14 protein-coding genes are annotated in these 14658 nt (G+C 70.5%); 8 read left to right on the top strand and 6 right to left on the bottom strand.

What is annotated here, in order from left to right; genetic code table 11:
- Positions 1–14 precede the first annotated feature (14 nt).
- The 3 genes from hisD to ACIBJH_RS25465 all read left to right on the top strand — a co-directional run bounded on the left by hisD (position 15) and on the right by ACIBJH_RS25465 (position 4308).
- Positions 15–1334 (top strand): histidinol dehydrogenase, encoded by a 1320-nt coding sequence (hisD, locus tag ACIBJH_RS25475; protein WP_399119157.1) that lies wholly within the window; start codon positions 15–17, stop codon positions 1332–1334.
- Positions 1331–2101 (top strand): SDR family NAD(P)-dependent oxidoreductase, encoded by a 771-nt coding sequence (locus tag ACIBJH_RS25470; protein ID WP_399119156.1) that lies wholly within the window; start codon positions 1331–1333, stop codon positions 2099–2101. The genes hisD and ACIBJH_RS25470 overlap by 4 nt, the downstream gene beginning before the upstream one ends.
- Before the next feature lie 296 nt (positions 2102–2397).
- The gene (locus tag ACIBJH_RS25465; RefSeq protein ID WP_399119155.1) at positions 2398–4308 is read left to right on the top strand and encodes a hypothetical protein; all 1911 of its coding nucleotides are present in this window, start codon (positions 2398–2400) and stop codon (positions 4306–4308) included.
- A gap of 21 nt (positions 4309–4329) precedes the next feature.
- Here the strand turns inward: ACIBJH_RS25465 and ACIBJH_RS25460 are convergent, their stop codons facing one another.
- A complete protein-coding gene (locus tag ACIBJH_RS25460) occupies positions 4330–4728 on the bottom strand; it encodes a nuclear transport factor 2 family protein (RefSeq protein ID WP_399119154.1) in 399 nt (132 codons plus the stop codon).
- A 70-nt stretch (positions 4729–4798) separates the two neighbouring features.
- Between ACIBJH_RS25460 and ACIBJH_RS25455 the strand changes: the two genes are divergently transcribed.
- A complete protein-coding gene (locus tag ACIBJH_RS25455) occupies positions 4799–5362 on the top strand; it encodes a PadR family transcriptional regulator (protein ID WP_399119153.1) in 564 nt (187 codons plus the stop codon).
- Between the two features lie 5 nt (positions 5363–5367).
- Entirely contained in the window at positions 5368–6093 is a 726-nt protein-coding gene (locus ACIBJH_RS25450) for a class I SAM-dependent methyltransferase (protein WP_399119152.1), read from the top strand.
- 15 nt (positions 6094–6108) lie between these two features.
- On the opposite strand, the gene ACIBJH_RS25445 is transcribed toward ACIBJH_RS25450, so the two are convergent.
- Both ACIBJH_RS25445 and ACIBJH_RS25440 read right to left on the bottom strand, forming a co-directional pair.
- Positions 6109–6921, bottom strand: a complete 813-nt coding sequence (locus tag ACIBJH_RS25445) for an alpha/beta fold hydrolase (protein WP_399119151.1) — start codon at positions 6919–6921, stop codon at positions 6109–6111.
- Positions 6922–6961: 40 nt separating this feature from the next.
- Positions 6962–7795: an alpha/beta hydrolase gene (locus tag ACIBJH_RS25440; RefSeq protein WP_399119150.1), complete on the bottom strand. Its 834-nt coding sequence runs from the start codon at positions 7793–7795 to the stop codon at positions 6962–6964.
- A gap of 142 nt (positions 7796–7937) precedes the next feature.
- Between ACIBJH_RS25440 and cynS the strand changes: the two genes are divergently transcribed.
- The gene (gene cynS, locus ACIBJH_RS25435) at positions 7938–8384 is read left to right on the top strand and encodes a cyanase (RefSeq protein WP_200679243.1); all 447 of its coding nucleotides are present in this window, start codon (positions 7938–7940) and stop codon (positions 8382–8384) included.
- Positions 8385–8398: 14 nt separating this feature from the next.
- Here the strand turns inward: cynS and ACIBJH_RS25430 are convergent, their stop codons facing one another.
- Entirely contained in the window at positions 8399–9544 is a 1146-nt protein-coding gene (locus ACIBJH_RS25430) for an RNA polymerase sigma factor (protein WP_399119149.1), read from the bottom strand.
- Entirely contained in the window at positions 9541–9960 is a 420-nt protein-coding gene (locus tag ACIBJH_RS25425) for a YciI family protein (RefSeq protein ID WP_399119148.1), read from the bottom strand. The genes ACIBJH_RS25430 and ACIBJH_RS25425 overlap by 4 nt, the downstream gene beginning before the upstream one ends.
- Before the next feature lie 260 nt (positions 9961–10220).
- Between ACIBJH_RS25425 and ACIBJH_RS25420 the strand changes: the two genes are divergently transcribed.
- Both ACIBJH_RS25420 and helR read left to right on the top strand, forming a co-directional pair.
- Positions 10221–11456 carry a glycosyltransferase gene (locus ACIBJH_RS25420; protein WP_399119147.1) on the top strand — a complete coding sequence of 412 codons (1236 nt, stop codon included), beginning with the start codon at positions 10221–10223 and terminating at the stop codon, positions 11454–11456.
- Positions 11457–11572: 116 nt separating this feature from the next.
- Positions 11573–13747, top strand: coding sequence for an RNA polymerase recycling motor ATPase HelR (gene helR / locus ACIBJH_RS25415; protein WP_399119146.1), 2175 nt, complete (start codon positions 11573–11575; stop codon positions 13745–13747).
- Between the two features lie 65 nt (positions 13748–13812).
- Here the strand turns inward: helR and ACIBJH_RS25410 are convergent, their stop codons facing one another.
- A complete protein-coding gene (locus tag ACIBJH_RS25410; protein WP_399119144.1) occupies positions 13813–14553 on the bottom strand; it encodes a GntR family transcriptional regulator in 741 nt (246 codons plus the stop codon).
- Between the last annotated feature and the right edge of the window lie 105 nt (positions 14554–14658).

Raw genomic sequence — 14658 nt, 5'->3', positions numbered from 1 at the left:
AACACCCAACCCGCATGAGAAAGGCCGCAGTTGTGGCAACGATCCTGAAGCACGCCGTGCCCAAGTCGGAGGTGGCCGCCTCCCTCGACCAGGTGCGGGAGACCGTGACCGGCGTCATCGCGGACATCCGCGAGCGCGGCGACGAGGCCGTGCGCGACTACTCCGAGAAGTTCGACAAGTGGACCCCGGAGTCCTTCCGGCTGTCCGACGAGGAGGTCGAGAAGATCGTCGCGTCGGTGCCGCAGCAGGTCATCGACGACATCCGCTTCGTCCAGGACCAGGTGCGCACCTTCGCCCGCCACCAGCTCGACTCCTTGCGGGAGTTCGAGGTGGAGACCCTGCCGGGCGTGCGGCTCGGGCAGAAGCACATCCCGGTGCAGGCGGCGGGCGCCTACATCCCCGGCGGCCGCTACCCGCTCACCGCCTCCGCCCACATGACCATCGTCACCGCCAAGGTCGCGGGCGTGCCCCGGGTCGTCGCCTGTACGCCGCCCATCCACGGCGAGATCCCGGCCGCCACCGTCGCCGCCATGCACCTCGCCGGAGCCGACGAGATCTGGCTGCTCGGCGGGGTGCAGGCGGTGGCCGCCATGGCCGTCGGGACGGACACGATGCGGCCGGTGAACCTCATCGCCGGACCCGGCAACGCCTATGTCGCCGAGGCCAAGCGGCAGCTCTTCGGGGAGATCGGCATCGACCTGTTCGCCGGGCCGACCGAGATCCTCGTCCTGGCCGACGAACTGGCCGACCCGTTCGTGTGCGCCGTCGACCTGCTCTCCCAGGCCGAGCACGGCCCGGACTCCCCGGCCGTCCTCATCACCACCTCCCGCGAGGTCGCCGAGAAGACCGTCGCCGAGGTGGAACGCCTCCTGCCCGGCATGCCCACCCGCGACTTCGCCGGGCCCGCCTGGCGCGACCACGGCCAGGTGCACGTCGTCGACACGCTCGACGAGCTGTACGCCCTCGCCGACGAGTTCGCCTTCGAGCACGTCGAGGTGCTGACCGCCGAACCCCGCCTCGCGCTGGAGCGCATGACCCAGTACGGCGCCCTGTTCCTAGGCGAGGGCACCTGTGTGTCGTTCGGCGACAAGGTCATCGGCACGAACCATGTGCTGCCCACACGTGGTGCCGCCCGCTACACCGGCGGCCTGTGGGTGGGGAAGTACCTCAAGACGGTCACCTACCAGGAGGTCACCGACACCGAATCCCAGACACTGCTCGGCCGGCTCTGCGGACGGGCGGCCCGCGTCGAGCTGTTCGAGGGACACGCGCGCTCCGGTGACGTACGCGCCGCGAAGGCCGCGGGCGACGAGCTGCCCTGGAACACCGCATGACGTTGCACGGTCGTACGGCACTGATCACGGGCGGCGGCGGACCGCTGGGCCGTGCCTTCGCGCTCGCCCTCGCGGACGTCGGCGCCCGGGTGATCCTCGTCGGGCGCAACGAGGCGGCGCTCGCGGAGGCGGCGACCCTGGTGGTCAAGGACGGCGGACAGGCCCGTACGGCCGTGTGCGACGTCTCCGACCCTTCCGCTGTCGGCGCCCTGGCCGCCCAACTCGCCGACGAGGACGTCTCGTTGCTTGTCAACAACGCCGGAGTCGCGGGCCCCGTCCGACCCCTCGTCGACATCGAGCCGGACGAGTGGGACGACGTGTTCGCCGCCAACGTCCGGGGCGTCTATCTGATGTGCCGGGCCTTCCTGCCGCCGATGCTGGCCGCCGGGCGCGGTGACATCGTCAACGTCGCCTCGGTCAGCGGCAAACGCCCGCTGCTCAACCGCACCCCCTACACCGCCTCCAAGATGGCGCTGCTCGGCCTGACCCGGACCCTCGCCGGGGAGGTCGGACCGCGGGGGATCGCGGTCAACTCCCTTTCCCCGGGCCCGGTTCGAGGTCCGCGCATGGACCGCAACTTCCGGCTCACCGCCGAGCTGACCGGCTGCACGGTCGCCGAGGCCGAACGCGACTTCGCCTCCCGGGCCGCCCTCGGCCGCCTCGTGGAGGAGCACGAGGTCGCGCAGGCACTCGTGGCGATGCTCGCGATGCCCGGCCTGTGCGGGGCCGACATCGACCTGTCGGCGGGGATGATCGCCCCGGCGTAGCCGCAGCGCGTACGGGAACGGTGAGGTGGACGGCCGACGAGCCGCCCGCCTCACCGTCGTGTCCGAGCCCGCCCACCCGCTATGACAACTCTGTGTGACCGCCATGAAATGGTCGGCGTGATCCGAGGCATCGGACTCCCATATGTGTGTGCCGCCCGCCTGTTCCCTGATTCTCATGGCTGCTTCACTCCCTCGTGCGCACCTTCGGTGCCTCCGCCGGGCCCGTCCGCACCCCGCGTTCGACGGCCTGCCGGTCACACTGCGCAACGGCGCATCGATCCCTGGGAAGGCAAGCAATGACGCTGATCACCCGACGCTCGGTCCTGATCGCCGGCACCGCCACGGCCGGAGCCGTACTGGTGCCGGCGGTCTCCGCCACCGCCGCGCCGAAGGCCGAGAAGGCTTCGGGCACGCGGATCTCGGTCGCATCCGGTGAGACGTACGAGGTCTCCGCGACCACCCGCGTGAGCGAACTGTCCATCGCGGACGGCGGCAAGATCGTCGCCCCGGACGGTTCCAGCCTCTCGCTGACCGTCGACGGCGTGGAGACCGGCCAGCTGCTCACCGCCACCGGCGCCACGGCCACCCTGATCCAGGCCGGCACCTACCGGGGCGATGTCGTCCTGACCGTCGCCGCGGCCAACGAGGTGACCTACCAGACGCTCACCTTCCCCTTCCGGCAGGCGGTGTACGTCGACGGCGACGGCGTGGTCAAGGACAAGTCCGTCCTCGCGGCCGCCCTCGGCGGCAAGCTCACCGACGCGTACGCCAGGAACGTGTCGATCACCTCGACCGGCGAGTGCTTCGACGGCGTGTACGTCCAGGACGCCACCTACACGCTCGACCGGCCCACCATCTCCCTCACCGGCAACGGCCGTTCGGACTTCGCGGGCTACGGCGCCGCGGTGGTCGGCGACGGCTCGGCCACCACCCTGGTCGTGGACGGCGCCCGGATCGACACCAAGGGAGTCGTCCGCACCGCCGTCATCGCCGACGACGGCGCCAACGTCATCGTCAAGGACTCCGTCCTCCGCGCTCGCAACGGCGTACTGCCCGCCGACTACCAGGCCACCGTGGAAACGCCGTACATGGAGTCCGTGCCCTGGATGCTCGGCCTCGACGGCAACGTCCGCGCCACCAACCTGATCGGCGCGAACAGCAAGGCCACCTACCTCAACTCCACGATCTTCTCGGAGACTTGGGGCGCTCTGTCGGTCGAGGGCGGCAGCGGACTCAAACTGACCGCGATCAACAGCCACTTCGGCAACACGGGGGAGTACGGCTACGGCACGTACGCCATCGGCGACGCGACCGTGCGGGTGCTCGGCTCCCGGCTCGACGTCGGCAGCTACGCGACCATCATCGCGGGCCCCGCCGCGGTCGTGCACTACGGCGACAGCACCAAGGCGGCCGTCTCCGCGCTCAACACCGAGCTGGAACTCGGGCTGTCCAAGGGCGAGTTGGCGTCGATCCCGGTGCGCAACACCGTCGTGAACTCCGGTCACTTCGGCTACATGTTCTTCGGCACCGGCCAACTCACCCTCGACGGCGGCACGGTGATCAACTCCGAGCGGGCGACCTTTCTCAACAAGGGCCAGCAGACCACGATCAGCGTCGACGGCTCCCAGGGCGCCCGGCTCAACCCGCGCGACGGGATCATCCTCCAGATGATCGAGCTGGACGACCCGGGCCCCGTCCCGGTCAACGGCAAGATGATGAACATCGGCGTCTACACCGAGCCGACGGGCGACCCGGCGAAGGACGCGAGCTTCGACCCGACCGCCGTGCACACCACGGACGGCGCCGCCACCTTCAACTCCATAGCCTTGAAGGGCGACTTCTACAACGGCATGCGCAAGGGCAAGAACATGGTCCTCACCTTCGAGGACGCGAGCGTCGAGGGCGTCATCTCCGCGACGACGGCCAAGCACCGCGTCTCCAGCATCGACGCGTCGACCTTCTACGAGCTGGGCATCGTCACCAACACCGTGGGAGCCGCCGTCAACAACGGCGCGATCGTGCAGCTGAACAGCGGCTCGACCTGGACGGTCACCGGTACCTCGTACCTGACCCGGCTCACCCTCGCCGCCGACGCGACCGTCAAGGCGCCCCGGGGCAAGAAGGTCACGCTGACGGTCGACGGGACGGCCACGGCGATCACGGCCGGCCAGACCTACACGGGCGCGCTCACCCTGACTGTCGGGTGAGGCACGCCGGAGGCGCGGTACTCACCCGAGCCGCGCCTCCGCCTCCTTGGCGATCTGCTCGAACTGCGCCGCCATGGCCTCCTGAAGAGCCTGGGCGCCCGACAGCGGACGGACCATGACCGTCAACTCGTCGATCAGTCCTGCCTCGTTGACGTGGATGAAGTCGCAGCCGGTCAGCTCACGGTCGCCGATCCGGGTACGGAACACCAGCGCGTGGTCGGCACCGTCCGGGTCGCCGATCTCCCGCTCGTACCGGAAGTCCTCGAAGACCCGCGCCACCCCGTGCAGGATCGCCGCGGTGATCGCCTTCCCGGGATACGGCTTGAACACGACCGGGCTGGTGAAGACCACGTCCTCCGCCAGCAGCGCCTCGACGGCGTCCATGTCCTGCGCCTCGACCGCCTCACGGAACGCACGCATCAGCTCACCTCATAGTCAATTTGTTGAGTAGGTGTGGATGAGACTAATCAACCGCTGTTAGCGTGTCCACATGTCCCTCAAGTACGCGGTCCTCGCGGCCCTCCTGGAAGGCGAGGCCTCGGGCTACGAACTGGCCAAGACCTTCGACGTGTCGCTGGCGAACTTCTGGCCCGCGACACCGCAGCAGCTCTACCGCGAACTGGAACGCCTCGCCCAGGACGGGCTGATCGCGGCACGGGTCGTACAGCAGGAACGCAGGCCCAACAAAAGGATGTTCACGCTCACCGAGGCCGGCCGGCGCGACCTCGACACCTTCGCCGCCGAGCCGCCCAGGCGCCCCACCGCCATTCGCGACGAGTTCCTCATCAAGATCCAGGCCATGGACGGCACCGATCCCGCCGTCATCCGCGAGCTGGTCGAGGAGCGCAGGTCGTGGGCGCGCGGCAAGCTGGACCGCTACGAGCGGGTGCGCGACGGGCTCCTCGGCGGGCGGAGCGAGGAGGAGTACCTCCGGGACGCCGACCGCATCGGCCCGTACCTCACGCTGATGGCCGGGATCACCTTCGAGGAGGAGAACCTGCGCTGGTGCGAACGCGTTCTGGCGATCCTGAAGCACCGGGTTGCCCTAGGCTGACCCGGATGTTCAGCCCCGAAGGTCCCAGTCTGCGTGAACTCGCCGTCCAGGCACTGTCGTCCGTCGAGCACGGCTACGACCTGCTGGCACCCAAGTTCGACCACACCCCCTTCCGGACACCGGCCCCGGTGCTCGACGCGGTCGCCTCGACACTGCGGCGCATCGGGCCCTTCGATGACGGTCTCGACCTGTGCTGCGGCACCGGCGCGGGCGCCGAGGCGCTGACGACGGTGTGCCGGAAGAGCGTCACCGGCGTCGACTTCAGCGCGGGCATGCTCGCGGTCGCGCGAGAGCGCGTGCAGAGCGACGAACCGAGCGTCTCGTGGGTGCGCGGCGACGCGCGGGCCCTGCCCTTCGGGGCCGACTTCGACCTGGTGGTCAGCTTCGGCGCGTTCGGCCACTTCCTGCCCCGCGAACTGCCGGGGCTGTTCGGCCAGGTGCACTCCGTGCTGCGGCCCGGCGGATGCCTCGCGTTCCCCCTCCTGGCGCCGCCCCGCCCCACCTCGCCCGCGTACTGGATGCTGTCCGGCTTCGACGCGGTGATGAAGGTCCGCAACGCCCTCTGGCGACCGCCCTTCGTCATGTACTACCGGGACTTCCAACTCGGGTTTGTGCGCCGGGAGTTGGAGCGGATCGGCTTCGACGTCGACCTCTACTCCCTGCCCGAGTTCGGGCACCGGGGTGACGGTAGCCCCCGCGTCCGCATGGTCGCGGCGCGACGGCTGCCGTAGCGGCTGGCGTGGGCGTCAACTCGTCGCGGACGCCGCCGACTTGATGACCTTCGTGACCAGGTCGGGGTGGGAGATCATCACCACGTGCGAGGCGTCCACCACGACCGTGTGTGAACCGGCCCGCTTGGCCTCGAAGCGCTCCAGGTCGGGCGCGATCGCCCGGTCCTGCGCCGCCACGACCGCCCACGAGGGGATGTCGTGCCAGGCCGCCGCCGTGGTGACGTCCGTGAACGCCGCCGCGCTGATGGGGCGTTGAGAGGCGCCCAGCAGTGCGGAGGTGGACGCCGGGAGGTCGGCGGTGAAGACCGCGTGGAACTTCGCCGTCTGGATGGCCAGATCGGTACCGCCCGAGCCGTCGGGCAGCGGCTGCAGCGCGTCGTTCAGCTGTGACCCGGGGAACCGCGCGGCGAGTTCGCCCAGTTGCTCGCCCTTGTCGGGCACGAAGGCCGCGATGTACACGAGCGCCTTCACACTCGGGTCGCCAGCGGTCGCCTGGGTGATCACCGCGCCGCCGTAGGAATGTCCTACGACGACCTTCGGGCCGTCGATCGTCTTGAGGAGCGCGGAGAGATAGGCGGCGTCCGAGGTGAGTCCGCGCAGCGGATTGGCGGGCGCCACGACCGTGTAACCCGCCTTCTGGAGGCGGGAGGTCACGGCCGACCAGCTGGACGCGTCGGCGAACGCGCCGTGCACCAGGACCACGGTCGGCTTCGGTGCGGTGGGCTTGCCTCCGGTGGCGGGAGCCGCCGAGGCGGGCAGAGCGGTGGCCGCGAGGGCGCCGGCCGTGGCAGCCGCCCCGAGAAGTAAGGGTCTACGGGAAATCGACATGGGTCAGCTCCGGTGAAGTCGAGGAAGGCGGTCCGGGAGTTCAGGCGTAGCGGCGCACGAACGACAGGGCGGTGTCCGCGACTTCCTGCCAGCCGCTGTCGATGGTCAGCGCGTGGCCCCGGCCCTTGATCTCGGTGATCTCGGTGACGCCCTTGTTGTGCTGCTGCTTCTTGAAGGAGGCGTTGGCGATCGACCAGGGCACGGTGTGGTCCTTCTCGCCCGAGATGATCAGGAGCGGTCCGCGATCGGGGTTGTCGGTGTCGACCTTGGCCTCGGTCCACGGGTTGAGGTTCGCCGTGGCCGCCTGGAACAGTGGGGCACCGGGCGCGGGCACCGCGAACGTCTCGTACAGCTCCCGTGCCTCTTCCTCACTTACGGCGTTGGCGAATCCGTAGCGGAACTGGTCGTAGGTCAGAGGGACCGCGCGATTGCGGTTGGCGGGGTTGCTCAGGACCGGTGCGGAGGAGCGCAGCGCGGACACCGGCAGCGGAAGCACGCCCCGGAAGGGCGCCGGGTCGATGGCCACGGACACGGCGGACAGTCCGCGCCCGGCGAGGATCTGCGTGAGCAGTCCGCCGAAGGAGTGGCCGACGATCGCCGGTTTGCGCGTCAGCGTGCCGATCAACTGCGCCAGATGGTCGGCGACTTGGCCGACCGTCTTGCCCGCCATGACCTCGGGGTGCGCGTTGGCCTCGGCGACCGTCTCCGGGTCGTCGGGCCAGGACAGGGAGACCGGCGCGTACCCGGCCTGCTCGAAGTGGGCTGTCCAGCGGTCCCAACTGCTCGGCAGCAGCCACAGACCGTGGACGAAGACGACCGGCGTACGTTCGACGGAGTTCGCCTTTTCGATCTGTTGTACGTCGATGTGAGTCATGTTCGGAAGTATGCGTCCACGGGTGTGCCGGAGTCCGGCATATGACAGCACTGGGCGGAGGGGACGCCATTGTCGCGACCTGGGTGATCTCCTACGCTGAACGGCGTGTGGCCAAGAGTGCTGTCCGGGAACGGAGTTGCGCATGCTCAGCAAGGGTGAAGCCGGCGAAGCGGTCCGCCTGGCCAAGGTCAAGACCGGTGTCACTTGGGCCCAGTTGGCCGAGGCCGTCGGCAGACCGCTCGCGTGGACCACGGCGGCGCTGCTCGGCCAGCACCCCATGACCAAGGACGAGGCGGCGACCGCCGCGGCCCTCCTCGAACTCGGCGAGGACGCCGCCCTCGCCTTCCAACTCCAGCCGACGCGCGGCGCGTTGGACGCGGCGGTGCCCGTGGACCCCACGATCTACCGGCTCTACGAGGTCATCCAGGTCTACGGCCCCACCATCAAGGAACTGATCCACGAGCAGTGCGGCGACGGCATCATGAGCGCGATCAACTTCCGCCTCGACGTGAGCCGGGTGCCCGACCCGGCGGGCGACCGGGTGGTCATCACCCTCGACGGGAAGTATCTGCAGTACCAGTGGGAGTGATCGTTGCTCCGGACTCAGTGACTCCGGCGGGAGTTGAGCCGGGCCGCCTGCCGCGTCAGATGGTCGCGTTCGGCGAGGTTGGGGGCCCTGTGCGCGGCCTCCGCGTACAGCCGGGCCGCCGTCATCAGGTCGCCGTCGCGCTCATGCAGGTACGCCGCCACCGCCGTGTGGCGGGGGAGTGAGTCGTCCAGGGCCGCCAGCGCGGCCAGACCGGCGCGCGGGCCGTCGGCCTCGCCGACCGCCACCGCGCGGTTGAGGCGGACCACCGGGCTGTCGGTCAGGGCGACGAGTTCGTCGTACCACTCGACGATCTGCACCCAGTCCGTCTCCTCGGCCCTGGGCGCGTCCGCGTGCAGCGCCGCGATCGCGGCCTGCGCCTGGAACTCGCCCAACCGGTCGCGGGCCAGGGCGAGTTGGAGAATCGTGACGCCCTCGGCGATCAACGTGGTGTCCCACCGGCCGCGGTCCTGCTCCGCGAGCGGCACCAGGCTGCCGTCGGGCGCGGTCCGGGCGGCGCGGCGGGCGTGGTGGAGCAGCATGAGCGCGAGCAGCCCCGACACCTCGGGGTGGTCGATCACGCCCGCGACCTGCCGGGTGAGCCGGATGGCCTCGGCAGCGAGGTCGACGTCACCGGAGTAGCCCTCGTTGAAGACCAGGTAGAGGACGCGCAGCACGGTGGCCACATCGCCGGGCTGATCGAACCGCACCCCGGACACGGTGCGTTTGGCCCGGCTGATGCGCTGCGCCATGGTCGCCTCGGGCACCAGACAGGCCTGGGCGATCTGCCGGGTGGTGAGCCCGCCGACCGCGCGCAGCGTGAGCGCGACCGCCGACGACGGGGTCAACGACGGGTGGGCGCACAGGAAGTAGAGCTGGAGCGTGTCGTCCGTCGCGGGCGCGGGGCCGGGTGCGGGCTCCTCGTCCACCAGGTCCTCGCGTCTACGGCGGGCCGTGTCCGCCCGCGTCGCGTCGAGGAACCGCCGCCAGGCCACCGTGACCAGCCACCCCTTCGGGTCGCGCGGCGGATCGTCCGGCCAGACACGGACCGCCTCGACGAGCGCGTCCTGCACGGCGTCCTCGGCCGCCGCGAAGTCTGCTCCGCGGCGGACGAGGATGCCGAGCACGCTCGGCGTGAGGCTCCTCAGCAGGACCTCGTTCACTTGAAGGTGCAGTCTGTGGTGGTCGAGTGCACGCCCAGGAACGGGCGCAGCTCCAGCCACTCGTGGATCGGCTTGCCACCGGCTCCGGGCGCGGCCGACAGCTCACCGGCCAGCTCCACGGCCCGCTCGTAGCTGTCGACGTCGATGATCATCCAGCCGGCGATGAGGTCCTTGGTCTCGGCGAACGGTCCGTCGGTGACCGGCGGGCGCCCTTCGCCGTCGTAGCGGACGAACGTCCCCTCGGGGGAGAGGGCCTGGCTGTCCACGTATTCGCCGGTCTTCTCAAGACGGGCCGCGAAGTCGTTCATGTACTGCACGTGGGCCGTGATCTCCCCGGGCGCCCACTGGTCCATGGGGACGTCGTTCACGGCGGCGGGGGCGCCGCGGTAGTGCTTCAGCAGCAGGTACTTGGCCATGGTCGTTCTCCTCGGTGCCGGCACGACCCATTGTGGTCGCGTTCACCTCGGGGACGGAGCCGGGCGCGGGTTCTCGACATCGGCGAGCGGATTTCTTCGCGCGAGTTTCGCGGGCTCTGCGGGGGAGGGGTGGAAAGGGAGGCGTACTCACTCCTCTTCCCTTCTTAACGTATAGCGCACCGGGGGGCTTGCGGCAAGGCCCCCGGTGTACCGCAGAATGTCCGGCCTGAGGGCATGACCTGCGGAAATGGGAGTCGCGAATGCGTGTGTTGTTGACGACGTGGGGATCGCGCGGGGATGTCGAACCCGTCGCGGGACTCGCGGCCCGACTGCTGGAACTCGGCGCGGAAGTGCGCGTCGCCGCGCCGCCGGACGAGGAGTTCGTGGAGCTGCTGGCCCGGGCCGGTGTGCCGCTGGTGCCGCTCGGTCCGTCGGTGCGCTCGGTGGTGACCGCGGCGAAGCCGCCGACGGCGGCCACCGCGTTCCGGCTCGCACCCGAGCTGGTCGCCGCCCGGTACGAGACGCTGATGCCGGCGGCCGAGGGGTGCGACGTACTGCTGGCGAGCGGTCTGATGCCGACAGGCGCCCGCTCGGTGGCCGAGAAACTGGGCATCCGCTACGTGTTCGCCTGCTTCCACACGGCCGGTCTGCCGTCGTCGAAGCACCGGCCGCTGGCGCGGCCCGGCCATCAGTCCTCGCCGGACGAGACCGACATCAAGGTGCTGTGGGACGAGGACGCCCAGCGCGTGAACGCCCTCTACCGCGAGGCCGAGAACCGGCACCGGGCGGCGATCGGCCTGCCGCCGGTCGGCAACGTCCGCGACCACGCGTTCACCGAGCGGCCGTGGCTGGCCTCGGACCCGGACCTGTTCCCGTGGCAGGACCAGACGGATCTCGACCTCGTCGTGACCGGACCGTGGATCCTGCCCGACGAGCGCCCGCTCCCCGCGGATCTGGAGGCGTTCCTGAAGGCGGGCGAGCCGCCGGTGTACGTGGGCTTCGGCAGCATGGCACTGCGTACCTCGCCCGACATGGCCCGGGACGCCGTCGAAGCGGTGCGGGCGCACGGCCGCCGCGTCGTTCTCGGCCGCGGCTGGGCGGAGCTGGCTCCGATCGACGACCGGGACGACTGCTTCGTCGTGGGCGAGGTCAATCACCAGGCGCTGTTCCGCCGGGTGGCCGCGGTCGTGCACCACGGCGGTGCGGGCACCACGACGGCGGCCACGCAGTCCGGCGCACCGCAGGTGGTCGTGCCGCAGATCGTGGACCAGCCATACTGGGCCGCACGGGTTGCCGAACTGGGCATCGGCGTGGCACACGACGGGCCGACGCCGACCTACGACTCCCTGTCGGCCGCTCTCACCACCGTCCTGACCCCGGAGGTCCGGGCCCGGGCACGCACGGTGGCCGGCATCCTCCGCGCCGACGGGACGACAGTGGCCGCGAAGATGCTCCTCGACCCGGCCGGCGGGGAAAGGCCGCCCACGCGCGCGTGAACCGGCCGAACCCCGCACACGAGAAGCCGAACCCCGAACACGAGAACCCGTACGCACCGGTCCACACGACCTGCCGCCCGCACGGCCGTGCGCGACCTCAGAACGGAATTGATGCCGTGAACCCCCTGACCACCAGCGCCTTCGACCTTCCCGACCGGCTCTCCGCCAAGGCCGACCCGGCGCTGATCGCCGGTGACGAGCGGCACTTCGTGGCCATCGCGGAGTGCCTCGACCAGGCGATCGCGGAACTGACCGAGCAGCTCGACGCCGAGCGCAGGGCGCCGGGCGGCATCGGCCGGGCGGCGATGGACCGGGACACGGAGATCCACCGGCTCACCACACGCCTGCGGACACTGCGTCGCTTCGGCCTGGACCTGTGCCTCGGCCACATGGTCGACGCCGACACCTCCGAGCCCGTCTACATCGGGCGGCTCGGTCTCACCGACAGCACGGGCCGACGGCTGCTGCTCGACTGGCGGTCACCGGCCGCCGAGCCGTTCTTCGGTGCCACCCATGCCAACCCGATGGGCCTGGCGAGCCGCCGCAGGTACCGCTGGACGCGCGGCCGGATCAGCGACTACTGGGACGAGGTGTTCACCGCGGACGGCTTCGCCGGGCACGCCGCGCTCGACGACCAGTCCGCGTTCATCGCCAGCCTCGGCGGCAACCGCTCGGGCCGGATGCGCGATGTGCTCGGCACCATCCAGGCCGACCAGGACGCCATCATCCGCGCGGGATCACGCGGCGCGCTCGTCGTCGACGGAGGACCGGGCACCGGCAAGACCGTCGTCGCTCTGCACCGCTCCGCCTACCTCCTCTACTCCGACCCGCGCCTCGGCCACCGCAGGGGCGGTGTCCTGTTCGTCGGTCCGCACCGGCCCTACCTCGACTATGTCGCCGACGTCCTCCCCAGCCTCGGCGAGGAGGGCGTGCAGACCTGCATCCTGCGGGACCTCGTCGACGAGGGCGCCGCCGCGGGCATCGAGGCAGACCCGGAGGTGGCCCGGCTGAAATCGTCCGTGGAACTGGTGCGGGCGATCGAACCCGCCGTCCGGTTCTACGAGGAGCCGCCCACCAAGGGCATGAACGTCACCACCCACTGGTCCGACATCTGGCTCAGCGCCGAGGACTGGGCCGTCGCCTTCGAGGCGGCCGAACCCGGTACCCCGCACAACGAGGGACGCGAGCAGGTCTGGCAGGAACTGCTCACCATCCTGGTCGAGAAGCACGAGGACACCACCCCCGCCCAGGACGGGGCGGTCACACCCGCCCTGCTCCGCAAGTCCCTGCGCCAGAACCGCGAGTTGCTCACCGCCTTCAACCACGCGTGGCCGCTGCTCGAAGCGGCCGACCTGGTAGGGGACTTGTGGACGGTTCCGGCCTATCTGCGCAAGTGCGCCCCCTCGTTGAGCCGCGAGGACGTCCAGCGGTTGCAGCGCGCGGACGCCCAGGCCTGGACGGTGTCCGACCTGCCGTTGCTCGACGCGGCGCGACAGCGGCTCGGCGACCCGGAGTCGGCGCGCCGCAAGCGCCGGCAGGAAGCGGCCGTGGCGGCCGAGCACTCCCGCCGTACCGACGTCATCGACAGCCTGCTGCAGAACGTCGAGATCGACGAGAGCGAGGGCGCGATGGGCATGCTGCACGGGCAGGATCTGCGCGACGCGCTCATCGACGAGGCCGCCCAGCCCGGCATCGAACCCGACCTGCTCGCCGGGCCGTTCGCACACATCGTCGTGGACGAGGCCCAGGAACTCACCGACGCGGAATGGCAGATGCTGCTCCTGCGCTGCCCGTCCCGCAGCTTCACCATCGTGGGCGACCGCGCCCAGGCCCGGCACGGGTTCACCGAGTCGTGGCAGGAGCGGCTGAAGCGGATCGGGCTCGACCGGATCAACTTGGCCTCCCTGACCATCAATTACCGCACCCCGGAAGAGATCATGACGGAGGCCGAGCCGGTCATCCGCGCCGTGCTCCCGGACGCCAATGTGCCGACCTCGATCCGCGGCAGCGGCATCCCGGTCGTCCACGGACCCGTTGCCGACCGGGAGTTGATCCTCGACACCTGGCTCGCCGAGCACACCGAGGGGATCGCCTGTGTGATCGGGGACCCCGGCTTCCGGGCGACTTCGCGTGTCCGGTCGCTGACTCCCGAGCTGTCCAAGGGACTTGAGTTCGACCTGGTCGTGCTGGTCGACCCGGAGAAGTTCGGCGAGGGCATCGAAGGGGCCGTCGACCACTATGTGGCCATGACCCGGGCGACTCAGCGGCTCGTCGTGCTGACGAGCGCGTAACGCCGGTCGGCGCGCGGCGAGTTCGGCGCCCGGCCCGCCGCGCGCGCCATGCTCCGGCCCGGGGTTCAGCCCGCCGACGGAACCGTGAACTCGTAGATCAGCGCGTCCTGTTGGGCCTCCACGACCAGGTCGGTTATCTCCAGCGGGCGCGCGTACTGGTCGTGCACGCGGCGGGTCACCCGCACCGAGGGCGCGTTCGGGACCTGGGTGATGGCGTCCCGGTGGTGCAGGGTCAGACCGGCCCGGCGCATCCAGTCGTAGGCGCGCCGGAGTTGGGCGGAGGCGGAGCCGTCGGCGCGGTCGCGGTAGCGGGCGAGTTCCTCCACCTCGGCCAGCGCCACCGCCGAGAAGGACGTGACGGCCGTACGCAGTCCGCTGCCGTCGGCCGCCGCGGACGCGTAGCGGTGCACGAGGGTCGGGCGGTGCGGGGCGATCCTCAGGGCCTCGGCGTGTTCGGGCGGGGGAGTCTCCCAGGTCACAGAGGTCCGGTCGAAGCCGGTCGGGTCCATGCTGCGGGCGCCGACCGGGAAGGTGAGGGAGGACGGGGACTCGACCGGCAGACCGGACAGGGTGGCGTGGCTGCCGCGCCGGTCGGTGGCGACCAGACCGTCCCTGCGCAACACCTCCAGCGCCTGTCGTACGGTCTCCCGGCTGACCTGGAACTTTTCGGCCAACTGCCGCTCGCCGGGCAGGCGTTCACCCGGCGGGATGGTGCCGTCGTGCAGCTCGCCGAGCAGTTGGGTGGCGACCTTCCCGTAGAGGGGCTGGTCGTCGGCGGTCGGGTGGTGGGGGGTGGTGCGGGCCATGCCGCGCCTCCTGAGGGTGACAAGACTGAGGGCAGAACTGGTGACGAAACGTGGCCGTGCGGGCTCGTTGCGCGACCAGATCTAGCATTGGTCTAAACCACTAGG

Source organism: Streptomyces sp. NPDC050548, assembly GCF_044457385.1.
Classification (GTDB): Bacteria; Actinomycetota; Actinomycetes; order Streptomycetales; family Streptomycetaceae; genus Streptomyces.
This window is presented reverse-complemented; position numbering and strand designations above follow the sequence as displayed.